Genomic DNA, 23,464 nt, shown 5'->3' with positions numbered 1-23,464 from the left:
GCGGGCCTTTTCTTGACCCAGACAGGACAGTATTCCGCATGGCTCAGACCGTTTTCGCCCCGTGGACAGACCCCGATCAGAAACCGCTGATCGAATTCCGCAACGTGACCAAGCGCTTTGGCGACTTCACCGCCATCGACACGCTGTCGCTCGACATCTACGAGCGCGAGTTCTTCGCCCTGCTCGGCCCCTCGGGCTGCGGCAAGACCACGATGATGCGGATGCTCGCCGGGTTCGAGACGATCTCGGACGGCGAAATCATCCTCGGCGGTCAGAACATCAGCGCCGTGCCGCCCAACAAGCGCCCGGTGAACATGATGTTCCAGAGCTACGCGCTGTTTCCGCATCTGTCGATCTGGGAGAACATCGCCTTCGGCCTGAAGCGCGAGAGCCGCGACAAGGACGCCATCGCCGCCCGCGTGGAAGAGATGCTGCGCCTCACCCGGCTGACCAAATTCGCCAAGCGCAAGCCGCATCAGATTTCCGGCGGCCAGCGCCAGCGCGTGGCGCTGGCCCGCTCGCTCGCCAAGGCGCCCAAGCTGCTGCTGCTCGACGAGCCGCTGGGGGCGCTCGACAAGAAGCTGCGTGAGGAAACGCAGTTCGAACTGATGGACATTCAGGAAAAGACCGGCACCACCTTCGTGATCGTGACCCACGATCAGGAAGAGGCGATGACCGTCGCCTCCCGCATCGCGGTGATGGACGAGGGGCGGCTGGTGCAGGTCGCCACGCCCCCGGTGATCTACGAACAGCCGAATTCGGTCTATGTGGCCGGATTCCTCGGCGATGTGACCGTGCTCGAGGGCAAGGCGCGCAAGGCGGGCGATGTCTATGAGCTGCACTGGGCCGAGGGCCAGCCGCCGCTGCGCTGCGCCTCGCCGCTGGTGCTGTCCGAAGGGCAGACCGGCTATGTGGCCGTGCGGCCCGAGAAGGTCGAGATCCACCACAACAAGCCCGAGGACGACAATGTGCTGCGCGGCAAGGTGATCGACATCGGCTATCTCGGCAACCTCTCGACCTATCATGTCGAGCTTGGCAACGGGCAGATCATCAAGGCGCAGAACTTCAACACCGAACGCGACACGCGGCGCAGCTTCACCTGGGAAGACGAGGTCTGGGTGAACTGGACGGACCGCTGCGGCGTGCTGCTGGAGGGCTGAGCCGATGCTGACCGCCCTCCCTCGCCACCCGTCCCGGCCCCCGCGCCGGGACCTCGCCGGTGGAACAGATGACAGATGTGGAGGCCCCGGAACAGGTCCGGGGCGGGTTTCGCAAGCCCCGAGCCGGGGAGGCTTCTGAGATGCGCCGCTTCGCCCTCATCGCCGTGCCCTATCTCTGGCTTCTGGTGCTCTTCCTCGTTCCCTTCGTGATCGTGCTCAAGATCTCGCTGTCGGACGTGGCGCTGGCCCGCCCGCCCTACACGCCGCAGCTCGATTTCTCCGCTGGCTGGGAGGGGCTCAAGACCTTCTTCTCGGAGCTGGACTTCGAGAATTTCGTCTTCCTCACCACCGACTCGCTCTACTGGAAAGCCTATCTCAGCTCGCTGAAGATCGCCGCGCTCTCCACCGTCCTGACGCTGCTGGTCGGCTACCCCGTCGCCTATGGCATGGCCCGCGCCGCCACCGAATGGCGCCCCACCCTGCTCATGCTGGTGATCCTGCCGTTCTGGACCTCTTTCCTGATCCGCGTCTATTCCTGGATGGGGATCCTCTCGACCGAAGGCGTGCTGAACACGGTGCTGCTCAAGATCGGCATCATCTCGGACCCGCTGATGATCATGAACACGCCCACGGCGGTCTATATCGGCATCGTCTACACCTACCTGCCCTTCATGGTGCTGCCGATCTATTCGGCGCTGGAAAAGATGGACGAAAGCCTGATCGAAGCCGCCGAGGATCTCGGCTGCTCGCGCTTCGCGGCCTTCTGGCTGGTCACCTGGCCGCTGTCGAAAAACGGCATCATCGCGGGCTGCTTCCTGGTCTTCATCCCGGCACTCGGCGAATTCGTCATCCCCTCGCTGCTCGGCGGCTCGGGCACGCTGATGATCGGCAAGGTGCTCTTCGAGGAGTTCTTCTCCAACCGCGACTGGCCGGTGGCCTCGGCGGTGGCGGTGATCCTGCTGTTGATCCTGATCATCCCGATCATCCTCTTCCAGCGCAACGAGCAGAAGGCACGGGAGGCGGAAGGATGACATCTCTTCCCACCCCCCTGCGCTTCTTCTCTTTCCAAATACGCAAACCCGACCCTGCCGCCCGCGCGGCGCGGGGCATGGAGGCGCAGGCATGAGACGCTTCTCCTGGTTCAACGCCACCTCGCTCACGCTGGGCTTTGCCTTCCTCTACCTGCCGATGATCCTGCTGGTGATCTACAGCTTCAACGAAAGCCGTCTGGTCACCGTCTGGGCGGGGTTCTCGACCAAATGGTATGGCGAGCTGTTCCGCGATCAGGAGTTTCTCGACGCCGCCTGGGTCACGCTCAAGGTGGCGGTCTTCTCCTCGACCCTCGCCACCGTGCTCGGCACCATGGCCGCCTATGTGCTGGTGCGCGCGGGCCGTTTCCTTGGCCGCACACTGTTTTCCGGCATGATCTACGCGCCGCTCGTCATGCCCGAGGTGATCACCGGCCTGTCGCTGCTGCTGCTCTTCATCGGCATCGGGCTCGACCGGGGCGTCTTCACCATCGTTCTGGCCCATACCACCTTTGCCATGTGCTATGTCTCGGTGGTGGTCTCCTCCCGGCTCACCAGCTTCGACAAATCGCTGGAGGAAGCCGCTCTCGATCTCGGCTGTTCGGCCTTCGAGGCATTCCGGCTGGTCACCCTGCCGATCATCGCGCCCGCGGTGATCTCGGGCTGGCTGCTGGCCTTCACGCTCTCGCTCGACGATCTGGTGATCGCCAGCTTCACCACCGGGCCCTCGGCCACCACCCTGCCGATCAAGATCTTCTCGGCGGTGCGCTTGGGTGTCAGCCCGCAGATCAACGCGCTCTCCACGATCCTCATCGCCATCGTCACCGTAGGGGTGATCAGCGCCTCGATCATCACCAAACGCGCCGCCGTGGCCCAGGCCCGCGACGAACAGGCCGCGATCCGCACCGAAGAATGAAACGCATCTACGAACCGGCCGCCTACGGCCCGCAGGGCGCCTGTTTCTGGGCCGATACCGTGCCGCCCGATGACTGGCCGACATTGCCCGGCCCGCGTCACACCGAGGTCGCCGTCATCGGCGGCGGCTTCACCGGGCTTTCCGCCGCACTGCATCTGGCGCAGGACGGGGTCGGGGTCACCGTGCTGGAGGCGGATCACGCGGGCTATGGCGCCTCGGGGCGCAACGGCGGGTTCTGCTGTCTTGGCGGCGCCAAGGCCTCGGGCGCCAGCCTGCGCCGCAGCTACGGCGCCAAGGGGTTGAAGGACTGGCGTGCCACCGAAAAAGCCGCCATCAACACCGTGGCGGGGCTTATAGAAGCCCACGGGATCAACGCCGACTCCCATTCCGAGGGCGAGACGCTCATCGCCCACAACGCCCGCGCCTTCGAAAAGCTGAAGGCGGGGGTTGAGGAGACACAAACCGACTACGGGGTCACGCCCCGGCTCATCGAAATGGAAGACATGGCCGCCGAAGGGCTCGGCGGACCGTTCTTCGGGGCGCTCACCACGCCGCTCGGCTTTGCGCTGAACCCGCGCAAATATCACGCGGGCCTCGCCCGCGCCGCGCAATCCGCCGGTGCCACGCTCCACGCCCACAGCCCGGTCACCAGCCTGAAGAATAACGGCACATGGCGACTTCAGACGCCGCACGGCACGCTGACCGCCGATAGGGTGCTCCTCGCCACCAACGGTTATTCCTCCGAGGATCTGCCCGACTGGCTGCGCGGCCGGTATCTGCCCGTGCAGTCGAGTGTGATCGTCACCGAACCGCTCTCTGACGCGCGCAAGGCCGCGCAGGGCTGGACCTCGCATCAGATGGCTTATGACACGCGATTTCTGCTGCATTATTTCCGCCTGATGCCCGACAATCGCTTTCTCTTCGGCATGCGCGGCGGACTCACCGCACGACCGGGCAGTCAGGCGGCGATCTCGCGCAAGATCCGCGCCGATTTCACCCAGATGTTCCCCGGCTGGCGCGATGTGGCGCTGACCCATGAATGGGCCGGGCTGGTCTGCCTCATGGCAAGCCTCACCCCTTTCGCCGGGCCGGTGCCCGGCCACCCCAGCCTTTTCGCCGGCATGGGCTATCACGGCAACGGCGTCGCCATGGCCAGCCACACCGGCATGATCCTCGCCGATCTCATGCAGGGCAAAGCCCCCCGGGCGCCGCTCCCCGAGGCCATGCGCCATCCGCCGCGCCGCTTTCCGCTGGGCCGGTTCCGCCGCGCATTGCTGGCACCGGCCTATGCCACCGCCAGCCTGTTCGATCTGTAAACGACAGCCTCCCACGCCCCGATGACCCGCCGCTCAGCGCGGCAGCGTCAGGCAGCCCGGCCTCTCACATCTCGAAACCAGTTTCGGCGAGATGCTGCGCAAATCGTCCGGAATGGATATACTCCCAAACCGTCTCGCACAGCGCCCCGGGCGCCCCGAGGCGCAGCCCCCAGAACTCGGCAGCGATGGCCAGTTCAGGCGGCGGTTCCAGCATGGTGAGCTCGGGATAAAGCGCGACGGCCTGCCGGGCGCTGCTCGCATAGGTCAGGAACACATCCGCCAGCCCCTCTGTCACGATCCAGCCGTAGTGATGGGTTCCTTCGGGCGCCGAGGGCGCCCCCGGCCCGCCGGCCAGCAGGCGGACCTTGCGCTTCAGCGCCTCGCGGGCCCCCGGACGCAGCGTTTCGGCCTTGTCGAATATGCTCCAGGCATAATCCCCCGAGGGATCGGCCAGCGGAGTCGAAGTCGCCAGCGTGACACCCTCGGCCAGCAGCAGGTCGAGAAACGGTCTGTCCCGCGGCACGGACGGGCCCAGCAGCGCGACGATGCGGTTGCCGCAAAAACGCCGCGGCACCTGTCCCAGCCCGCGCAAGACCAGCCTGTCGATATGCGCGCGCGCGGCGGACAGGAAGATGTCGGGCCGGGCACCGCCCTCGATGCGCTGCCGCAACGTTCCGGAAGGGCCGCATTGCAACGCAAGACGGATGCCCCCTGCGGCAAGATCGCAGCGCGCCTTCTCGAGCGGCAGCACAAGGCTCCCGGCAGCCCAGAGCAGCACATCGCCCCTGTCGGCGGTATCACGCATGGCCGCCACCGGCACCGATGTCGCCGGGCGCCACCGACACCGTCTTGACGACCGCATGGGCCGTGACACCCGGCGCAAGCCCCAGTGCCGCGACCGAGCGGCGGGTGATGCGGGCAAGAACCCGTCCTCCGGGCGTGTCGAGCGCAACGATCGCGCCGGGCCCCTCCCCCGAACGGATTTCCTTCACGGTTCCCCGAAGGATATTGAGCGCCGAAAGGTTCTCGGGGCGGCCCCGCGCCAGAATCACGTCATGCGCCGCGATGCGCACGCGGATCTGGCTGCCCAAAGGCTGCGCGATATGCGGCAGGAACAGCGGCGTGCCCCCCGCGCTGAGCTCGGTCAGCCCGTCCGGATGGTGTGCCGCAACGGTCGCGGTCAGCACCGCGCCGGCCTCGCGCGCGCCGGCGGGAAGCACGGAGGGATCGCCCAGAATCTCCGATGCCGTGCCCTGCCGGATCACCTTTCCGGCGTCGAGCGCCACGACCGTGGTTGCCAATCGCGCCACTTCCGAAGCCGAATGGCTGACATAGAGGATCGGCACCGACACCTCGTCGCGCAGCCGCTCGAAATAGGGAAGGATCTCCGCCTTGCGTGCCTCGTCGAGCGCGGCCAGCGGTTCGTCCGCAAGGATCAGGCGCGGCGAGGACAGCAGCGCGCGGCCGATGGCGACCCGCTGCTTTTCACCGCCCGAAAGCGCCCCGGGGCGGCGATCGAGAAGATGGCCCACGCCCAGCAGCTCGACCACCCGGCCAAGATCCTCGCGCGGCGCGTCCTTCGGCGCGAACCATGCCCCGTATCCGAGGTTTTGCCGGACGGTCAGATGCGGGAAGAGCCGTCCTTCCTGAAAGATATAGCCCAACCGGCGGCGATGCGGTTTCAGGCGAATGCCCCGCGCGGTGTCGAGCAGCACCCACTCCCCCGCCGCGATGCGCCCCTCATCCGGGGTGAGCAGCCCCGCCACCGCGTTGACGATGGTGGTCTTGCCCGATCCCGAGCGACCGAACAGAACGGTCACCCCCGGCGGCGCCTGAAACCGCGCCTCCAGCGTGAAGCCACCGAAGGAATGGTGCAGATCGACCTCCAGCATCACTTGCCCCCCACCCGGGCCGCGACACGGCGGGCGATCAGCTCGGACACCAGAAGCGCGCTCATCGCGACCGTGACCGAGACGAGCACCAGCTTCATCGCCGAGCCCTCCCCGCCCGGCACCTGAAGAAAGGCATAAATCGCCGACGGGATCGTGCGGGTCTGGCCGGGGATGTTCGAGACGAAGGTGATGGTCGCGCCGAATTCGCCCATCGCCTTGGCGAAGGCAAGGATCGCGCCCGCGACGATGCCCGGCAGCGCCATCGGCAGCGTGACGGTCAGAAACACCCAGAGCGGCGCAGCCCCCAGCGTGGCGCTGGCCTGCTCCAGCTTGGGGTCGACCGCCTCGATGGACAGGCGGATCGCGCGGACCATCAGCGGAAAGGCCATCACGCCGGCCGCCAGCGCCGCCCCCGTCCAGCGGAAGGCGAACACGATGCCGATCTCGTTAAGCAGGCTGCCGACCGGTCCGCGCGTGCCGAACGTCAGCAGCAGGATATAGCCGGTCACCACCGGCGGCAGGATCAGCGGCAGATGCACGATCCCGTTGAGAAGCTGCTTGCCCGGAAAGGACCACCGGGCAAGCGCGTAAGCCGTGAAGACCCCGAGCGGAAGGCTGACAAGCGTCGCCCAGAACGACACCTGCAACGAGAGCGCAACCGCCCGCCATTCCTCGGGGCCCAGCCAGTCCATCCGGGTGCCTTACTCCGCCACGACGACAAACCCCTGGCGTTCAAAGGCCGCACGGGCCTCTGCGCCACGGAGATAATCGAGAAATTCGGTTTCGGCGGGGAAATCGCGATTGGCGAGATCGGCGGCCGGATAGACGATCGGCGGATGGCTGTCGGCGGGGAAGGTGCCGACCACCGACACGCTGTCCTCGGCGGCCGCGTCGGTGGCATAGACGATGCCATAGGGCGCCTCGCCCGTCGCCACGAGCGCCAGCGCGGCGCGCACATTGTCCGATTGCGCCACCTGCGGCGCAACGCTTTCCCAAAGCCCGAGGCTTTCCAGCGACGCCTTGCCATAGATCCCGGCGGGCACCGCATCGACCAGCGCCATGGCCAGACGGCCCTCGCCGAGCAGCCCGGCCAGATCGGTATCCGGCCCGATCTCGACCGGCGCGGCATCGGCGCCATGGGCGATCAGCACGATGGCATTGTTCAGCAGATCAAAGCGCGTGCCCGGCTCGACCAGCCCATCGGCCTCGAGCGTGTCCATCCATCCCGGGTTGGCCGAAACGAAGATATCCGCCGGCGCGCCCTGCTGGATCTGCCGCGCCAGCGCCGAGGAGCCCGCCAGCGAGACGACCAGATCGTGACCGCTGGCCGCCTCGAACCCCTGCTCGATCTCGGCAAGCGCGTTGGTCATGCTGGCGGCGGCAAAGACGGTGATTTCGTCGGCCGATGCCGCGCCCGGCGCAAGTGCCGCAAGGCTCAGCGCGAGGCCGGCAGCCCCCGCCGTCATGTGGTGAATAGAAACAAGTGCCATCGAGAGACATCCCCCAGCCAGTTATGGTTTGGAAAACATATCGCAATCCTGTCTGTGGCTGGCAAGCGTTATTTTCCTTCGGGAATATCCCGCAACATCGAGCGGATGAGTCCGATCCGGGCGGCACCGGCCTCTGCCGTGATCTCCTCGAGCTTGCGGTAATTCGACAGGACGGTTTCGCCGGCCTCCGTCAGATGCGCGCCACCGCCCTTGGCCCCGCCCCGGGTCGAATCGACAAGCGGCTCGCGAAACGCCTTGTTCATCTCTTCGACCAAGGACCAGGCCCGCTTGTAGCTCATCGACATGGTGCGCCCGGCCGCCGCGATGGAACCGGTATCGCGGATGCGTTCCAGCAGATCGGCCTTTCCCGGCCCCAGCATCGCGCCGTCTCCGAAATAGATCCGAAGCCGCAGGCGCGTTTCGGTGTCATGGATCGCATCGTCGGTCATGCCGCAACTCTGCCCCGCCGCGAGGCCCCGGGCAAGCGCGAACCGCAGCCCCGAATACCGGTGCGAACGGCCCTTCCAGCAGTTCGATATATCTGACAAAATATAGCGAATCACGGATAAGCTGCCCACCCGCACCGGAGCGCCGATATGAACACCCCGTCTCCCGCGACACGCAAAGGCGTTTTCTGCTGCCTGAAGGCGTCAGCAATCACGCTCTTCCTGTTCTGGCTCCTGCTCACCTTCACCGATGCGCAGGGGGCGGCAGGAGATGGCTTCGTCTGGCCTCCCGCGCCCGACAGGACAAACGCGGCCCGGTAGCGCCGCCGCCGAAAGCGCGCCGCTCGACCCTACCGTCCCGGACAAGCGCCTCCCCGGACCACCGCCGCGCCGGCGCCTTCTTTTCCTCGCCGCCGCACCAAAGTTTAAGAACTTGTTAACCACCTTCCGCCAAACAGGGTGCCGGAGGGGGCAGAAACCCGCATTGTTTGACTCAGAGATCCAAAGTCATTCCATAGACCGCGATTCAGAGGGGCGCGTAATTCGTGATGCTTGTGCCGGACCCGCACGTCCATGTCCCCGAAACCAGCCCTGCCGCGCAAGAGCTCGAGCAGCGGATCGAAAGCGTCCTGGCGACGCTGCTCTCGCCGCATATCGGCGCCGTGTTCTTCCTCCCCGCGCCAACCCGCTTCCTGCCGCAGCTCGCGCCGCTTTCGCTGGCCCGCGATGCGGCGGACCGCGCCGCGCTTGGCTGCTGGCTTGCCCGGGTCGCAACGCTGACCAATTGGCGCGAAGCCCTGCGCGGCGTGGTGCAGGCAGACTGCCCGGAGCTGCTGGAACGCGGAGAGGCCGGCACCTTCAGCGCCTCGGTGGTCGCAGCCGGCGATGACGCCTGTTTCGGGATCCTCGCGCTGAAATTCGGTCCGGATCTCGCGCCGGGGGATCCTTATCTCGATCAGGGACCGCGGGCGGGCCGGCTTGTCGGGCAGACCATTCAGCAATGGCGCAACGCCCGCGTGCTGGAACTCGAACTGGCGGGCGAGACCAGGCGCACGCAGCGCCTTGCGCAGCAGGCCGAACTGGACGGGCTGACGCGGCTCCTGAACAACCACGCCTTCAAGCTGAAATGCACCGAGACGCTGGGGCACAGCCATCAGAAGCAGGCGCTGATGATGATCGACGTGGACAATTTCAAATCGGTCAACGACATCTACGGCCATCACTTCGGCGATCTCTATCTGCGCGAAGTCGCCCACGCCATCGTCCGCGCGCTTCCCGAAAGTGCGATTGTCGGCCGGCTCGGGGGCGACGAATTCGCCGCGCTCGTCCCGCGCCCCAGCCAGTGCGAACCCTATCTCGAGCGGCTGATGCTGGGCTGCGCGACCGATGTGCAGCGCGCCGCCGCACGTCTCGGCAAACCGAATCTCGGCCGTGTCAGCATCGGCTGCTCGATCGAATCCGAGGCCTGCCCGAACGTGGAAAAGCTGATGCAGGGCGCCGATGCCGCGCTTTACGCCAGCAAGAAGAACGGCAAGGGCGTCGGCGCGATCTTCGATCCGGAAAGCCACCAGAACCTCAGCGCGCAATTGATGCGCCCGCGCTTCCTCAGCGCATTGCAGCGACGCGAGATCCAGCCGTTCTTTCAGCCGGTGATCGCGCTCGAGACTGGCAGGACCTGCGGTTTCGAAGTGCTGGTACGCTGGCAGGACCCGGAAAAGGGCCTGCTGGGCCCCAGCGATTTCACTTCGGTGCTCGAAGCGCCCGAGCTGGCCGAAAAGCTGACCCGCCGGCTCTTCGCCGACGCGCTCGAACATTTCGTGCGGCGCCCCGGCTACCGGGCCGAAACCCTCGCGATCAACCTGGGCACCGTCGATCTGATCAAGCAGGAATTCGTCTTCGACCTGCAAAGCCTGCTCGACCGCTATTCCGTCGACTGGCATCAGATCGTGATCGAGGTGACCGAGAACACCATGCTCGGCCCGATCAGCGGACCGGTGTTCCAGAACCTGACAGAGCTGCGCAGCCGCGGCGCCAAGGTCGCGCTGGACGATTTCGGCACCGGCTATGGCGGGCTGTCGCATCTGCGTTCCTGGCCGGTGGACATCATAAAGCTCGACCGCAGCTATGTCACACCGGCAACGCGCAGCCCGCAGGACGAGATCTTTGCCCGCGCGCTGATCGAGATTGCGCAAACCCTGGGTCTGGAGGTCATCGCCGAGGGCGTGGAAACCGAGGAGACGGCGGCATTGCTGCGGGGTCTGGGCTGCGACAAGGCGCAGGGGTTCTATTTCGCGCGCCCGGCCCCGCCCGACCGTTTCTGAGCCGCCATCACCGTGCGGATGGCATTGGCGAGCACCCGCAGCCGCACCGGTTTGCGCAGCACCAGCCCGCCGGGCGGCACGGCGCCGCGCTTGCCCTGAAACCCGCTGAGCAGCAACATCGGAAGCTCGGGAAAGCGCTGCGCAACGATTTCCGCCAGATCGGTGCCGCTCATGCCGCCGGGCAGGCGAATATCCGACAGCACAAGATCGAAACCCGGCCCCCTCTCCAGCCGCTCCAGCGCCCGCTCGGCCTCGACGAAGCGTTCCACCTCGGCCCCGAGCTGGAGCAGCGCGGCAGGCAGTGCCTCGCGAAACTGCGGATCGTCCTCCACGACCAGCACCCGCAGCCCGGCAAGGCTCTGCACCGGCTCCGCAGGTTCCCCGTCATGCCGCTCCCCGCTCTCCTCCCGCAGCGGCAGGGTGATCTCGACCGTGGTGCCCGCGCCCGGCGCCGAGCGGATCGACAGCTCACCACCGCTGCGCCGGGCAAAGGCCTCGACCATCGACAGGCCAAGCCCGGTGCCGCCTTCTCCGGCGCGCGAGGTGAAGAACGGTGTGGTGGCCCGCCGCAGAGTCTCTTCGTCCATGCCCGCGCCCCGGTCCTGCACGGTGACGCTGGCCATCTCGCCCGCGGGGCGCAGCGTGAGACGGATCAGGCGCGCCGCCCCCGGCGCCGCCCGGATCGCATTCGCCGCGTTGATCACGAGGTTGAGCAGAGCCGCCTCGAAATCGCTGCGGTCGAGCTCGGCATAGAGCGGCGCATCGGGCAGCGCGAAAGCGAGCTCGATGTCTCCGGGCAGAGCTGCGATGAGCACGGGGGCGGTGGCGCGGGTCAGCGCGACAAGATCATGCGCCGCCAGCGTGCCCAGACTGTCGCGCGACAAGGTAAGCAACCGCTCGGTCAGATCGGCCCCCCGGTCGCAGGCCCGCACGATCGCCTCGAAGGGCGCGGCGTCCTCGCCCGAGCATTTGAGCAACCCGACATCCGCGCTGAGCTGGATCACCCCGATGATATTGGAGAATTCATGCGCCGCCCCGCCGGCCATCACCCCCACCGCTTCCAGCCGTTCGATCCGGGTGATCTGGTCGCGGGCGCTCCAGCTCTCGGTCTCGTCGAGGATGGTGAGGATCGTCATGTGCCGGCCGCTCAGCGCGTCGCCGATGCGATGCGAGGACAGGCGCAGGCTGTGCTCCCGCCCCGCACCGTCGAGCCAGCCGGCATAGAGCCGGGCATCGCCGCCCCCGGGCGACACGAGATTGCGCGGATGCCGCCCCCCTGTCAGCGGCTCATAGGTGCCCGGAATGAAAAACGCCGTTTCCTGCAGCCACTCCGCCGGCGCGCCATCGGTCAGGCTCAGCGCCAGACGGTTCGCAAGCACCAGATCGCCGGCATCGTCGAAGCCGAAGGCCGCCGCTTCGGTGGCATCCAGCACGTCGCGCAGCCAGGCCATTTCGGTGATCATCCGCGCCTCTTCCTGGCTGCGGTTGCGGGCGATGAGAACCAGCGAGCCCACTGCGGACACCATCAGCACATCCGCGAGCAGCGCATGGCTGAGCGCAATCGAGAACACCCCGTGATCGGCCGCCGCCAGTGCGAGCGCCGTCAGCACGAAGGGCGCGACAACCGACGGCACGAGCAGCAGGCGGGCCAGCCGCGCCCCCGCGCTGCGCCCGAGCAAATGACGCGGCCAGCTCCGGTGCCCGTCCTGAAGCAGAATCGCCATCGAAAGCAGAAGCAGGCAAAGCGCGGTCGGCACCGACATGCCCGACAGCAGGAAGAAATCGTACAGCCCCGGCGCGTCGAACGCGTATCCGGTGAGACAGACAAGCGCCAGAATGCCGCCCAGCGTCGCCGGCAAGCCGGGCTGCAACAACAGGCTGTCGGCCCGCGCGGTCAGTTCGAACAGCGCGACGCAGACGAGGACCAGCCCGAGCGCCGTCCCCACCGACACCCGGTCGCTGTGCAGGTCGATCTGCGACAGCGTGACCGCGACCGCTCCCAGCCGCCACAGTGCAAAGGCCATAACCGCCCCGGCCAGAAGACGCGCGCTGCGGCGCCAGCCGAACCGCGCGGCGGTCAGCGCAAGAGCGGCGCCCATGACCGAAAGCGCGGTCGGCGGCACCATCGCCGCAAAACCCGGCCAGAGCCGTGACAGCGGCAGCCCGGGAAACAGCCGGTCGCCGATCAGGATGACGAAGGCCAGCACAAAGGCCAGCGCGGCGCAAAGCTGCGCCCAGCGCCCCAGATGGTCGAGACCCGCAGCCGGAACCGGCGCCCCATGTGTCTGGTGGTACAGGGCCGGCCGGTGCATCGCTCAGCCGGAGAGGAGTTCGGTGACAACGGCGTCCAGATCGCGCAGCTTGGTCGATTTCCGCAGCCGCCGCTGCGCCGACTGCAAGCCACGGGTGAAGATCGGCGAATCCACCAGTTCGGTGCGACCGGTGATGACCACCACCGGAATATCCCCCCACAGATCCCGGATCCGATGCAGCGTGCTGACCGCGCCGCCGCCGCTCATCACCACATCGAGAAACACCAGATCAAAGCCACCCTCCGCCTGCGCCAGCATATCGACCGCCTCGTCGCCCGTCTCGGCGGTTTCGACCTCATGGCCAAGCGCCGTCATACCCGCCCGGAACGCGGCGCAATAATCCGGATCGTCATCCGCAAGTAGAAGCCTTGCCATGAGAGCTTTCCCAATGGTTGTTCCAGCTCCACTATGTGTTAGGCTTCGAAATGCGACAAGACGTGTTTGGAGTTGGGTTGTGGTGACGGAAGACCCCGGGGGCGAAGACGCCGAACAAGCGCCACGAATTCCGGTGGTCGCCATCGGCGCCTCTGCGGGGGGGTTGAGCCCGCTCGAAGCATTTTTCCAGAACGCCCCCGACGATCTTGGCTGGTGCTACATCATCATCCAGCACCTCTCGCCCGATTACCGTTCGATGATGGACGAGCTTCTGGCACGCAAGACCAACCTCGAGATCCGCCATATCGAAGACGGGCTCGAGATCGCCCCCGATACGATCTATCTCAACCGCCCGAACACCGGGTCTGTGCTTGAGGGCAACGTCTTCCGCACCTTCGGCTACAACAAGGACGACAAGGTTCCGCATCTGCCCATCGACAGCCTGTTCGCCTCGCTCGCCTCCCGGGGCGGTGCAAAGACGGCAGCGGTGGTCTTGTCGGGCTCGGGCAGCGACGGCTCGAGCGGCGCGCAGATCCTGCATGCGGCGGGCGGCGCGCTGCTCGTCCAGACGCCGCAAGAGGCGGATTTCCCCTCGATGCCGCGCGCCATCCTGTCGCTGGGTATCCACGACCGCATCGTCGATGCGGCAAAGCTGCCCCTCGCGATCCGCGAGATCTTCGAGACCGGGCAACGCGCCGCGCCCGATACCACGACCGGGACCAACGACGACATCAACCTGTCCATCCTCGCCCTGCTCGAACAGCAGCACGACCTCGATTTCAGCTCTTACAAGGAGATCAACGTGCAGCGCCGCATCACCCGGCGCCAGCATCTGCGCGGCCTCGACAGCCCGCTGCAATATCTCGAACTTCTCTCCTCCTCGCCGGAGGCGGTGGACGAGCTCTATCAGGATCTGCTGATCGGCGTCACCGAGTTCTACCGCGACCCCGAAGCGATGGCGATCCTGCGGGAGACGGTGATACAGCCGCTGGTCGATACCGCGGAATCCGAAGATCCGGTCCGGGTCTGGGTCGCCGGCTGCGCCAGCGGCGAAGAGGCCTATACCATCGGCATCGAGCTGTCCGAGGCGATGCTGGCGGCGGGCGACCTGCGCAGCTTCCGGATCATCGCCACCGATGTTCACCGGCAATCCATAGATTTCGCCTCGGTCGGCCGCTACTCGGCCGAGTCCGTGCGCAACATCCCCGAAGCGCTTCGCAAGAAATACTTCAACCGGCAGGGAGCGTTCTACTCGGTCAAACCCTCCCTGCGGCAGAAGATCATCTTCTCGGTCCATGACGCGCTCACCGATCCGCCCTTTCTCGACCTCGATCTCGTCTCCTGCCGCAACCTGCTGATCTATCTGCGCGAAGAGGCGCAGGCGCGGGTGATCTCGATGTTCCTCTTCGGGCTGAAGAAACAGGGCGCGCTGTTCCTCGGCCCCTCCGAGACGCTGGGACGGTTCGAAGAGGAATTCGACACGATCAACGCTCGCTGGCGTCTGTTCCGCAAAGCCTCGTCGCAGCGCGTCTTCGACCGGACGATGCTGCCCAGCCGGATCGGCCGGCGCAGCCAGCGGCTGCTGGCGCATAACGACGACGACCTGCCCGGCACGCGGCAATATATGTCGCCGGTGCTGCGCGAATTCGCCGATCTGCGCGGGCGCGAGGCGCTCATCCGCTCTTATGATATCCTGCTCAAGAACTACGCCCCCTCTTCCTTCCTCGTCACCTCGGACGCCGAGGTTCTGAGCTGGTTCGGAGCCGCCACCGCCTTTGTCGATACACGCAGCAACCTGACCGACTGGTCGGTCGAGCATATCCTGCACCGCGACCTGCATTTCGTGATCAACGTGGCGCTCGAGAAACTGCGCACCGGCGAACTCGAGACCTTTTCCCGCCGAGTCGATGTGGACATGGGGAAAGCCCACGATCAGGCGGTGACCCTGACCTTCGAGCCGCTCGACAAGGTCAACAAGCCGCGGCTCATGCTCATCCGAGTCCGGCTCGAGGCCGAGGTCGCCGACGAGGCCATCCATGCCGCGGTGAACGCGGATGCGATCACCTCCGAAGACGCGATGGTTCTGGCCAAACGGGTCCACGAGCTGGAGCGCGACCTGCGCCTGACCGAAGAAACCCTGCAACATGTCACCGAGCGGCTGGAGGCGAGCGGCGAGGAACTGCAAGCCTCCAACGAGGAGCTTCAGGCCTCCAACGAAGAGCTTCAGGCCTCCAACGAGGAGCTGCAAAGCTCCAACGAGGAACTGCACGCAGTGAATGAGGAGCTGGTGACCGTCAGCGCCGAACACGAGCGCAAGATCGTGGAACTGTCCTCGCTGAACAAGGAAACCGAATATCTGCTCGACGTTCTCAAGATCGGGCTGATCGTCGTCGATCACGAGCTTTACGTGAAGCGTTTCAGCGGCCTTGTGGCGCGCCGCTTCAGCCTGGAACCGCATGATGTGAACCGCAGACTCAGCGTGATCGGCCCGCGGTTCGATTTTGTCGACCTGCCCGAGGCGGCCGGCACCGTGCTCGAAACCGGCACACCGGTCGCCGCACAGGGCATCCACGAGGGCGAGCGGATGTCGGTCGAGCTTCAGCCGATCACCGGCGACGGGCTCCGCAACCGCGCGATCGGCGCCTTCATCATCTTCCGCCCCTCAGAAACCGCCCCCGAAGACGCCGGCGCCTGACCCTCAAACGGGCGTCCGCGCGGCGTGGCACTTGGGGCAACGCCCCCGACACCGCCACCCCTTCGCCGAAACCCGCGAATGTTGCGACGCGCCGCCGCTCGGGGGTTGCACGCCTGTGAGGTTGCGGCGAAAACGAAAGCAATTTTGATCCATCTCTGATTAGGAGAGACTTCATGGCTCCCAAATTTGGCACCAGCGGTCTGCGCGGCCTTGTGACCGAACTCACCCCCGCGCTGGTCGCCGATTACACCCGCGCCTTCCTGGCCGCCTGCCCGCATGGCGGCGCCGTGCATGTCGGGTGGGATCTGCGGCCCTCCTCCCCCGGCATCGCCGAGGTCGTGATGGAAACGGTGCAGGCGCAGGGCCTGCCGGTGCGCTGCTGCGGCGCGCTGCCCACCCCGGCGCTGGCTCTGGCGGCGATGCAGGCGGGCCATGCGGCGGTGATGGTGACCGGCAGCCACATCCCGGCCGACCGCAACGGGCTCAAGTTCTACGTGCCCGGCGGCGAGATCTCCAAGGCGGACGAGACCAGCATCCTCGCCGCGCTGGGGCAGGAGGCGGTCAATGCCGCCGCCGCGCCGCGCCTGGACACGCCCGAGGCGCTCGACGCCTATGTCCGGCGCTATGTCGCCGCCTACGGCGCCGAGGCGCTGGCCGGGCTGCGCATCGGGGTCTATCAGCACAGCTCCGTCGCGCGCGACGCGATGGTCACGGTGATCGAGGCGCTTGGCGCCCAGGTCGTACCGCTGGCGCGCTCCGAAACCTTCATCCCGGTGGACACCGAGGCGCTGGACCCGGAAACGCGGGGTATGCTGGGCGGCTGGTGTGCCGAACACGGGCTCGATGCGGTGGTTTCGACCGATGGCGACGCCGACCGGCCGATGGTGGCCGATGCCACCGGACGGGTGGTGCCGGGCGATGTGCTGGGCGCGCTGACCGCCCGGGCGCTGGGGGCCGAGGTGGTCTGTACCCCGGTCAATTCCAACACCATGGTGCTTGAGATGGGCTTCGGCACGGTCACCTCGACCCGCATCGGCTCGCCCTTCGTCATCGCCGCGATGGAAGAGGCGCTGGCCGCCGATCCCGCCGCGCGGGTCGTGGGTTACGAGGCCAATGGCGGCTTTCTTCTGGGCTTTGCCGCCAGCGCCCCCGCCGGGCCGCTCGCGCCGCTGATGACCCGCGACTGCCTGCTGCCGATCCTCGCGCCGCTGGCGGCCGCCAAGGCAGCGGACCAGGGCCTGGCCGAGCTGGTGGCCGACCTGCCGCCGCGCTTCACCGCCGCCGACCGGATCGCCGGGATCGAACCCGAGGTGGCGCGCGCCTTCATCGCGCGGCTGACCGAGGACGCGACGGCACGCGCCGGCTTCTTCGACGGCATGGGCGCGGAAGCCGGGCTCGACCTGACCGACGGGCTGCGTGTGCGGTTTGCCAGCGGCGCCGTGGTGCATCTGCGCCCCTCCGGCAACGCCCCCGAATTCCGCTGCTACGCCGAGGCCGAAACCGCCGAAACCGCCGAAACCCTGATGCGGCGCTATCTGGCCAAGCTGGGCGAAGAGCTCGCCGGCTGAGCTCTGCGGCACCGGCGGCGGGGCGGTCCATCGCCCGCCCCACTGCCTCGTCCCCGCCCGTGTCCCGGGAGGCATATCTCCGCCGTTTCCCCCCGGATGCGGCGGCCCCGCCCGTTGACATGCGCCGGGGGGCGGCTCATGAGAGGCGCAAACGGGCCGGAAAGGGGCAAGGACCATGAAAATCGCAATGATCGGCACGGGCTATGTTGGGCTTGTCTCGGGCGTGTGCTTTTCGGATTTCGGCCACGAGGTCGTCTGCGTGGACAAGGATCCGCGCAAGATCGAGATGCTCGAACGCGGCGAAGTGCCGATCTACGAGCCGGGGCTCGACACGCTCATGGCCAAGAATGTCGAGGCCGGGCGGCTCTCCTTCACCATGGATCTGCAAAAGGCCATCGACGGTGCCCGGGCGGTGTTCATCGCGGTCGGCACGCCTACCCGGCGCGGCGACGGCCACGCGGATCTGCGCTATGTGATGGCGGCGGCGGAAGAGATCGCGAAAGCGGCGAAGGATTATATCGTCGTGGTGACGAAATCGACCGTACCGGTGGGCACCAACCGCGCGGTCCGGGAGGTGCTGGCCAAGGCCAATCCCGCGCTCGATTTCGATGTCGCCTCGAATCCGGAATTCCTGCGCGAAGGCGCGGCGATCGACGATTTCATGAAGCCCGACCGCGTGGTCGTGGGCGTGCAGTCCGAGCGCGCCGCCGATGTGATGGCCGAGATCTATCGCCCGCTCTATCTGCGCGATTTCCCGATCATCACCACCGATCTGGAATCGGCGGAGATGATCAAATACGCCGCCAACGCCTTTCTGGCGACCAAGATCACCTTCATCAACGAAATCGCCGCCCTGTGTGAAAAGGTCGGCGCCGATGTAAAGCAGGTCTCCAAGGGCATGGGACTCGACGGGCGGATCGGCAACAAGTTCCTGCACGCCGGGCCGGGCTATGGCGGCTCGTGCTTCCCCAAGGACACCAAGGCGTTGGCCCGGATTGGTCAGGATCACGCGATCCCGATGCAGATCACCGAGACGGTCATCAAGGTGAACGAGGAAACCAAGCGCCGCATGGTCGACAAGCTGCTCGACCTCTGTGGCGGCAGCTTCAACGGCAAGACGGTGGCGGTGCTGGGGGTGACGTTCAAACCCAACACCGACGATATGCGCGATGCACCGTCGCTGACCATCGTGCCCGCTCTGGTGGGCGGCGGCGCCAAGGTGCGCGCCGTCGATCCGCAGGGCCAGCGCGAGGGCGAGGCGCTGCTGCCCGGCGTCCAGTGGATGGACGACCCTTATGCCGCCAGCGAAGGCGCCGACCTGCTGGTGCTGCTGACCGAATGGAACGAGTTCCGCGCGCTCGACCTCACGAAGCTCGCGGAAAACATGGCCGCGCCGCGCATGGCCGACCTGCGCAATATCTATTCGGTCCGGGATGCCAAGCGGGCCGGTTTCGAGGCCTATGACAGCATCGGCCGCGACGGGTTCGGCATCGCCGAGTAACTCCCGCCGCCGCGCCTGCCTTCCCGGTCGCGGCCTACCCGCAGGCCGAGTCTTTGCCATGCCGCCGCTGCGCGCGGAGAAACACGCGCAGGAACAACCAAAACGGTAGCCCGCCACCCCATCACGCGCAGGGCGCGATCTTTCCGGCCGCGCTTGTGTCGTAGCGGCAACATTCGGAAATCTGGCACAAATTCGCCCGGAGTGCGGCTCACAGCAGGCTAGGCAGCGCCTGTCGATTTTGGTAGGTCTTTGACCATAAAACAATAAGAGCAGGCATACAGGCACATGGGAACGGGCTTTCGAGGCACGTTCGTCATCTCCTGGTCGCAGACGAGTATAGACGGTCTAGAGGCCGCGCCACTGTCGTCCCTGCAAGTTGGGGTAGCGTGGTCGTGGCTGGGTGAAGCCGTTCGGGTGGACGGGCCTTCGCAGCTTCTGGAACTTGTCCAGGCCGATGGCGAGACGGATATTCGCAGGCGCGCGGCGCGTATGGTCCGCCGCCTCGTCGGTGCGGCGGTGACGAACACGACACGACTCGACGAGGTCGAGGTGGCGCATCCGCTGGCGGACACCAGCTTTGTCGTCACCGACGGCAGACAAAGCTACACGGTGACAGCAATCGAGGTCGAGGGCACCGCTGGCCCCCTGCTGATGTTCCTGGACGAGATTCCGCCCCGCGGTGCCGATCTCTGGGTGGTGCATCTGGCGCTCAGCCACAGCGCACGCCACGCCGATGCCGAACAGACCGGCGGCGTGATCTGTTTTACCCCGGGCACGCGGCTGCGCACACCGCGCGGCACGATTCTGGTCGAGGATCTGCGCGAAGGCGATCTGGTGCAGACCAAGGACAATGGCGCGCAGGAGATCCAGTGGATCGGCAGCCGCCGGATGAGCGGCGCGCGGCTCTACGCGCTGCCCAAGCTGCGCCCGATCCGCATCCGCGCCGGCGCCTTCGGGCTCGAGCGCCCCGACGAGGAATTCCTGGTCTCGCCCGAACACCGCATGCTGCTGACCGGACCGGTGGCGCAGGCGCTGTTCAACACGCCCGAGGTGCTGGTGGCCGCCAAGGATCTGGTCAACGGCCGGACGGTGACGCGCGATCTGACGGTGCGCGAGGTGACCTATGTGCACCTGCTCCTGCCCCGCCACGAAGTGCTGTTCGCAAACGGCGTCGAGACCGAGAGCTTCCACCCCTCGAATACCGCGCTTTCCACGATCCGCGAGATCGACCGCCTGCGCCTGCTGGCCATGCTGCCCGAGATCCAGAACAATCCGCAGACCTATGGCTGCCACGCCCGCCGCAACCTCTCGTCCACCGAGGCCGCCATCCTGATGCATGAGGCCGCCTGAGCAGGAACGGAGGCGCCGGTCAGACGCGCAGCACGCCCGGTGGCACGGGTGGCCTTGATCGGTTCAAACAACGGAAAAGGGGCCGCCCTGGCCCCGCCCGCTGCGCGTCAGTCGCGCAGCTCGTCCGGCGCCACGCCCCAAAGCGCGGTCTTCCGGGCCCAGCCCTCGTAGCCGCCGGCGCTCAGCTCGCACCATTCCGGCCCGCAATCGCCCAGCCGCGCGATGACGCCCAGCGCCAGCTTGGCGGTCACCGGCGTTGTCTCGCCGGCCCGGCTATGCAGCTCTAGCATGTCCTCTTCGACCAGCACGGTACGCGCGCCCGACAGCAGCGAATAATGCACCCAGCCGCCTGCGCCATCGGCATCGCGCACCCGGCGCCAGTGCCCGTATTCGGCGGTGATCTCAAGCGGCATGTCCCGGCGCTTGTAGACCCAATCGATGCGATGGGTCAGCGACGGGCCGCGCCGCACATTGCCTTCGGAGGCCTTGAGAGACACGTAACGCGGGAGTGGCAGATTGGTCACCGGCCCGCGCTCTTCGGTCGCGCCTGCGGCGGCGCCCGTGAGAAGGGCCGCAACAAGCCCCACGATCAAAGCGGCTTTGCTCATTTCTCTGTCCTGCCCGAGTTTTTCCGGCGGGGTTCTTGTGCCCCGAACGCTCATAAGACAGTGTGCCAAACAGGACGAGCGATGGAAAGGGAGGGGAGGGGAACCATGCCTCAGAAACGCCTGAGTGTTGTCGTGACGCGACGCTTGCCGGAAGCGGTCGAGACGCGTCTGAGCGAACTCTTCGACGTCACCCTGCGGGAAGACGACACCCCGATGACCCGCGCCGAGCTGGCCGAGGCCATGGCGCAGGCCGATGTGCTGGTGCCCACGATCACCGACCAGATCGACGCCGGGCTGATCGGCCAGGCCGGCGAGAACCTGCGGCTCATCGCGAATTACGGCGCCGGGATCGACCATATCGACGTGGAAACCGCGCGGCGCCGGGGGATTCTCGTCTCGAACACCCCGGGGGTGATGACCGACGACACCGCCGATATGGTCATGGCGCTGATGCTGGCGGTGACCCGGCGGATGCAGGAAGGTCTGGCGGTGATGCAGGCCGGCGAATGGGACGGCTGGGCGCCCACCGCCTTCCTCGGCACGCGGCTGGGCGGCAAGCGGCTGGGCATCCTCGGCATGGGCCGGATCGGCCAGGCGGTGGCCAAACGCGCCCAGGCCTTCGGCATGCAGATCCACTATCACAACCGCCGTCGTCTGCGCCCCGAGATCGAAGAGAATTTTGAAGCGACCTGGTGGGAAAGCCTCGACCAGATGGTCGCGCGCATGGATGTGATCTCGGTCAACTGCCCGCACACGCCCAGCACCTTCCACCTGCTAAACGCACGGCGGCTGCGGCTGCTGAAACCCCGCGCGGTGATCGTGAACACCTCGCGCGGCGAGGTGATCGACGAAAGCGCACTGACCCGCATGCTGAAGGCAGGCGAAATCGCGGGGGCCGGGCTCGACGTGTATCAGCACGGCATCAAGGGCAACCCGGAGTTGGTGAACATGCCCAATGTGGTGATGCTGCCGCATATGGGCTCGGCCACCATCGAGGGCCGGATCGAGATGGGCGAAAAGGTGCTGCTGAACGTCAAGACCTTCGCCGACGGGCACCGCCCGCCGGATCAGGTCGTGCCTGCGATGCAGTGATCCGCATTTCGGCTCCGGGCGGCGCAATCGGCCCGCCCGGGACCGCCCCTGCCCGGAAGAGATGAGGCGCCCCGCGCGCCGTTCAGACGCGCCCCAGCGCCGCCGCTCCCGCCATCAGCGCGGTTTCCAGCCGTCCCTGCCGGTGCAGCCCCAGCTTCTGCCAGCCCGTCAGTACACAGACGCCCTTGCGCCGGCGCAGCGCAGCGAAGTCCTGCAGGATCGCCCGGTTTTCGTCGGTCAGCAGATGCTGGCTGCGCTGAAGGGCCACGAGATTGCGGGTGATCCAGTGATGATAGCGCCCTTGCCAGATCGTCCCCAGCCGCGCATAGCGCGCCACCAGTCCCCGGTTGCGGCCAAGCTGGTTGCCGTGATGCTGGCGGTAGAACAGCGTCGGCTGCCGGTCGTACAGGATCTCGCCGCCGGCGCCGGCGAGAATCTGGTAGAACCACCAGTCGTGGAAGGCGGGCAGCGGCTCGATCCCCGCCGCGCGCGTCAACGCTACCGCAGCCGGCGACATCACCATGGTGTTGCCCCCCGCGACGGTCTGGATCAGCGCGTTCCGGAACGAGGGCGGCCGCTGCCAGAGCGGCGAGGTGCCCACCGGCTTGTCCGGATCGTAGCCGACTTCGGTGCGTGAACAGTAAAGCGCAGGGCGGTCCCCCACCCGCGCCAGATGGTCGAGTGCACGGCCAAGCCGGTGCTGATACCAGATGTCGTCCTGATCGCAGAAAGCGACCGGCCCCTCGGGCAGCTCGGGATGGCAAAGCAGCGTGAGGAAATTCGCGGCAACCCCCCGGCAAGGGCCGTCGAGAACGCGCACCTCCTGCGGCACCGACCGTGCGAAGGCCGCCAGAATCTCGCGCGTGCCGTCGCTCGACCCGTCATCACCGACCCAGAGGCACCAGTCGCGGTGATTCTGCCGGGCCAGCGAATCGAGCTGCTCCTGCAAGTGCGCCGCGCCGTTCCGCGTTCCCATCAAGATCGTGATCTGCATTACGGGTGCCTTGGCCCCAATAGGGCGTCTTCTTCCAATTCCGCTTCGGCGGGCGTCAGCCTTTCGGCCCGGCCACCCCGACAGGCGCAGCGCGTTCTAGATCCTGTTTTGCCGGAAACGTAAATCATGCCGCGTCCGATTTATTTTCAATCCATCCAAGAAATACAGGGCCGAAATCCGGCCCCGGGCCTTTGCCCTTATCATCGTGCCCGGCGCGCGGTTCGGCAAGCCTGTTCTTGTTTCACCGGCGGAACATCGCAACTCTCTGGCTTTTATGAAAAACCCTAGGGGAAAGCCGCGGTATCGCCGCTTTCCCGTGCCCGCCGCCGCCACGCGACAGCCTCAGCCTTGCCCGACGTGATGGTAATTTTGGGCTGAATACAGGTGTATCGTGGTGGAA

At 66.6% G+C, this 23,464-nt stretch carries 19 protein-coding genes; 10 read left to right on the top strand and 9 right to left on the bottom strand.

Features of this window, described 5'->3' with window-relative positions; genetic code table 11:
• The first annotated feature begins 38 nt into the window (after positions 1 to 38).
• The 4 genes from M4578_RS14910 (at position 39) to M4578_RS14895 (ending at position 4,420) form a co-directional block, all read left to right on the top strand.
• The gene (locus M4578_RS14910) at positions 39 to 1,160 is read left to right on the top strand and encodes an ABC transporter ATP-binding protein (protein ID WP_258094083.1); all 1,122 of its coding nucleotides are present in this window, start codon (positions 39 to 41) and stop codon (positions 1,158 to 1,160) included.
• Positions 1,161 to 1,300: 140 nt separating this feature from the next.
• Positions 1,301 to 2,191, top strand: a complete 891-nt coding sequence (locus M4578_RS14905) for an ABC transporter permease subunit (protein WP_258094082.1) — start codon at positions 1,301 to 1,303, stop codon at positions 2,189 to 2,191.
• Between the two features lie 91 nt (positions 2,192 to 2,282).
• Positions 2,283 to 3,104: an ABC transporter permease gene (locus tag M4578_RS14900; protein WP_258094081.1), complete on the top strand. Its 822-nt coding sequence runs from the start codon at positions 2,283 to 2,285 to the stop codon at positions 3,102 to 3,104.
• Positions 3,101 to 4,420, top strand: a complete 1,320-nt coding sequence (locus M4578_RS14895; protein WP_258094080.1) for an NAD(P)/FAD-dependent oxidoreductase — start codon at positions 3,101 to 3,103, stop codon at positions 4,418 to 4,420. Before M4578_RS14900 ends, M4578_RS14895 begins: the two co-directional genes overlap by 4 nt.
• A gap of 64 nt (positions 4,421 to 4,484) precedes the next feature.
• Here the strand turns inward: M4578_RS14895 and M4578_RS14890 are convergent, their stop codons facing one another.
• From M4578_RS14890 to M4578_RS14870, 5 genes are all read right to left on the bottom strand, one after another.
• On the bottom strand, positions 4,485 to 5,225 hold the full coding sequence (locus M4578_RS14890) for a substrate-binding domain-containing protein (protein WP_258094079.1): 741 nt from the start codon (positions 5,223 to 5,225) through the stop codon (positions 4,485 to 4,487).
• Positions 5,218 to 6,312: a molybdenum ABC transporter ATP-binding protein gene (modC, locus tag M4578_RS14885; protein WP_258094078.1), complete on the bottom strand. Its 1,095-nt coding sequence runs from the start codon at positions 6,310 to 6,312 to the stop codon at positions 5,218 to 5,220. The genes M4578_RS14890 and modC overlap by 8 nt, the downstream gene beginning before the upstream one ends.
• On the bottom strand, positions 6,312 to 7,004 hold the full coding sequence (modB, locus tag M4578_RS14880) for a molybdate ABC transporter permease subunit (protein WP_258094077.1): 693 nt from the start codon (positions 7,002 to 7,004) through the stop codon (positions 6,312 to 6,314). Before modB ends, modC begins: the two co-directional genes overlap by 1 nt.
• Positions 7,005 to 7,013: 9 nt before the next feature.
• Positions 7,014 to 7,802, bottom strand: a complete 789-nt coding sequence (gene modA / locus M4578_RS14875; protein ID WP_258094076.1) for a molybdate ABC transporter substrate-binding protein — start codon at positions 7,800 to 7,802, stop codon at positions 7,014 to 7,016.
• A 68-nt stretch (positions 7,803 to 7,870) separates the two neighbouring features.
• Positions 7,871 to 8,251 (bottom strand): winged helix-turn-helix domain-containing protein, encoded by a 381-nt coding sequence (locus tag M4578_RS14870; protein WP_258094075.1) that lies wholly within the window; start codon positions 8,249 to 8,251, stop codon positions 7,871 to 7,873.
• A gap of 545 nt (positions 8,252 to 8,796) precedes the next feature.
• On the opposite strand from M4578_RS14870, the gene M4578_RS14865 reads away from it, so the two are divergent.
• Positions 8,797 to 10,569, top strand: a complete 1,773-nt coding sequence (locus M4578_RS14865; protein ID WP_258094105.1) for a putative bifunctional diguanylate cyclase/phosphodiesterase — start codon at positions 8,797 to 8,799, stop codon at positions 10,567 to 10,569.
• Here the strand turns inward: M4578_RS14865 and M4578_RS14860 are convergent.
• Together M4578_RS14860 and M4578_RS14855 are read right to left on the bottom strand one after the other, a co-directional pair.
• Positions 10,533 to 12,881, bottom strand: coding sequence for an ATP-binding protein (locus M4578_RS14860; RefSeq protein WP_258094074.1), 2,349 nt, complete (start codon positions 12,879 to 12,881; stop codon positions 10,533 to 10,535). The two genes, M4578_RS14865 and M4578_RS14860, sit on opposite strands and share 37 nt — an antisense overlap.
• A 3-nt stretch (positions 12,882 to 12,884) precedes the next feature.
• A complete protein-coding gene (locus tag M4578_RS14855; protein WP_258094073.1) occupies positions 12,885 to 13,256 on the bottom strand; it encodes a response regulator in 372 nt (123 codons plus the stop codon).
• Positions 13,257 to 13,338: 82 nt separating this feature from the next.
• Here M4578_RS14855 and M4578_RS14850 point away from each other — a divergent pair, with 82 nt between their 5' ends.
• The 4 genes from M4578_RS14850 (at position 13,339) to M4578_RS14835 (ending at position 20,370) form a co-directional block, all read left to right on the top strand.
• Positions 13,339 to 15,951 (top strand): CheR family methyltransferase, encoded by a 2,613-nt coding sequence (locus M4578_RS14850; protein WP_258094072.1) that lies wholly within the window; start codon positions 13,339 to 13,341, stop codon positions 15,949 to 15,951.
• Positions 15,952 to 16,124: 173 nt separating this feature from the next.
• On the top strand, positions 16,125 to 17,519 hold the full coding sequence (locus tag M4578_RS14845; RefSeq protein ID WP_258094071.1) for a phosphomannomutase: 1,395 nt from the start codon (positions 16,125 to 16,127) through the stop codon (positions 17,517 to 17,519).
• A gap of 175 nt (positions 17,520 to 17,694) precedes the next feature.
• Positions 17,695 to 19,020 carry a UDP-glucose dehydrogenase family protein gene (locus M4578_RS14840; RefSeq protein ID WP_258094070.1) on the top strand — a complete coding sequence of 442 codons (1,326 nt, stop codon included), beginning with the start codon at positions 17,695 to 17,697 and terminating at the stop codon, positions 19,018 to 19,020.
• Between the two features lie 285 nt (positions 19,021 to 19,305).
• Positions 19,306 to 20,370, top strand: coding sequence for a Hint domain-containing protein (locus tag M4578_RS14835; RefSeq protein WP_258094069.1), 1,065 nt, complete (start codon positions 19,306 to 19,308; stop codon positions 20,368 to 20,370).
• A gap of 107 nt (positions 20,371 to 20,477) precedes the next feature.
• Here M4578_RS14835 and M4578_RS14830 read toward each other — a convergent pair whose 3' ends face one another.
• On the bottom strand, positions 20,478 to 20,978 hold the full coding sequence (locus tag M4578_RS14830; RefSeq protein WP_258094068.1) for an SH3 domain-containing protein: 501 nt from the start codon (positions 20,976 to 20,978) through the stop codon (positions 20,478 to 20,480).
• A 105-nt stretch (positions 20,979 to 21,083) separates the two neighbouring features.
• Between M4578_RS14830 and M4578_RS14825 the strand changes: the two genes are divergently transcribed.
• Positions 21,084 to 22,070: a 2-hydroxyacid dehydrogenase gene (locus M4578_RS14825; RefSeq protein ID WP_258094067.1), complete on the top strand. Its 987-nt coding sequence runs from the start codon at positions 21,084 to 21,086 to the stop codon at positions 22,068 to 22,070.
• An 82-nt stretch (positions 22,071 to 22,152) separates the two neighbouring features.
• Here the strand turns inward: M4578_RS14825 and M4578_RS14820 are convergent, their stop codons facing one another.
• On the bottom strand, positions 22,153 to 23,064 hold the full coding sequence (locus tag M4578_RS14820; protein WP_258094066.1) for a glycosyltransferase: 912 nt from the start codon (positions 23,062 to 23,064) through the stop codon (positions 22,153 to 22,155).
• Positions 23,065 to 23,464: the final 400 nt, after the last annotated feature.

Source organism: Salipiger pentaromativorans (assembly GCF_024721115.1).
In the GTDB taxonomy this organism is placed as follows: domain Bacteria; phylum Pseudomonadota; class Alphaproteobacteria; order Rhodobacterales; family Rhodobacteraceae; genus Salipiger; species Salipiger pentaromativorans.
The sequence above is the reverse complement of the archived record's forward strand: the minus strand, read 5'-3'. Positions and strand labels throughout refer to the sequence as shown.

What these genes read in the sequence shown, in the direction of transcription:
- M4578_RS14910 (WP_258094083.1), top strand. Translation starts at nt 39, where the DNA reads ATGGCTCAGACCGTTTTCGCCCCGTGGACAGACCCCGATCAGAAACCG.
- M4578_RS14905 (WP_258094082.1), top strand. Translation starts at nt 1,301, where the DNA reads ATGCGCCGCTTCGCCCTCATCGCCGTGCCCTATCTCTGGCTTCTGGTG.
- M4578_RS14900 (WP_258094081.1), top strand. Translation starts at nt 2,283, where the DNA reads ATGAGACGCTTCTCCTGGTTCAACGCCACCTCGCTCACGCTGGGCTTT.
- M4578_RS14895 (WP_258094080.1), top strand. Translation starts at nt 3,101, where the DNA reads ATGAAACGCATCTACGAACCGGCCGCCTACGGCCCGCAGGGCGCCTGT.
- M4578_RS14890 (WP_258094079.1), bottom strand. Translation starts at nt 5,225, where the DNA reads ATGCGTGATACCGCCGACAGGGGCGATGTGCTGCTCTGGGCTGCCGGG.
- modC (WP_258094078.1), bottom strand. Translation starts at nt 6,312, where the DNA reads ATGCTGGAGGTCGATCTGCACCATTCCTTCGGTGGCTTCACGCTGGAG.
- modB (WP_258094077.1), bottom strand. Translation starts at nt 7,004, where the DNA reads ATGGACTGGCTGGGCCCCGAGGAATGGCGGGCGGTTGCGCTCTCGTTG.
- modA (WP_258094076.1), bottom strand. Translation starts at nt 7,802, where the DNA reads ATGGCACTTGTTTCTATTCACCACATGACGGCGGGGGCTGCCGGCCTC.
- M4578_RS14870 (WP_258094075.1), bottom strand. Translation starts at nt 8,251, where the DNA reads ATGACCGACGATGCGATCCATGACACCGAAACGCGCCTGCGGCTTCGG.
- M4578_RS14865 (WP_258094105.1), top strand. Translation starts at nt 8,797, where the DNA reads ATGCTTGTGCCGGACCCGCACGTCCATGTCCCCGAAACCAGCCCTGCC.
- M4578_RS14860 (WP_258094074.1), bottom strand. Translation starts at nt 12,881, where the DNA reads ATGCACCGGCCGGCCCTGTACCACCAGACACATGGGGCGCCGGTTCCG.
- M4578_RS14855 (WP_258094073.1), bottom strand. Translation starts at nt 13,256, where the DNA reads ATGGCAAGGCTTCTACTTGCGGATGACGATCCGGATTATTGCGCCGCG.
- M4578_RS14845 (WP_258094071.1), top strand. Translation starts at nt 16,125, where the DNA reads ATGGCTCCCAAATTTGGCACCAGCGGTCTGCGCGGCCTTGTGACCGAA.
- M4578_RS14840 (WP_258094070.1), top strand. Translation starts at nt 17,695, where the DNA reads ATGAAAATCGCAATGATCGGCACGGGCTATGTTGGGCTTGTCTCGGGC.
- M4578_RS14835 (WP_258094069.1), top strand. Translation starts at nt 19,306, where the DNA reads ATGGGAACGGGCTTTCGAGGCACGTTCGTCATCTCCTGGTCGCAGACG.
- M4578_RS14830 (WP_258094068.1), bottom strand. Translation starts at nt 20,978, where the DNA reads ATGAGCAAAGCCGCTTTGATCGTGGGGCTTGTTGCGGCCCTTCTCACG.
- M4578_RS14825 (WP_258094067.1), top strand. Translation starts at nt 21,084, where the DNA reads ATGCCTCAGAAACGCCTGAGTGTTGTCGTGACGCGACGCTTGCCGGAA.
- M4578_RS14820 (WP_258094066.1), bottom strand. Translation starts at nt 23,064, where the DNA reads ATGCAGATCACGATCTTGATGGGAACGCGGAACGGCGCGGCGCACTTG.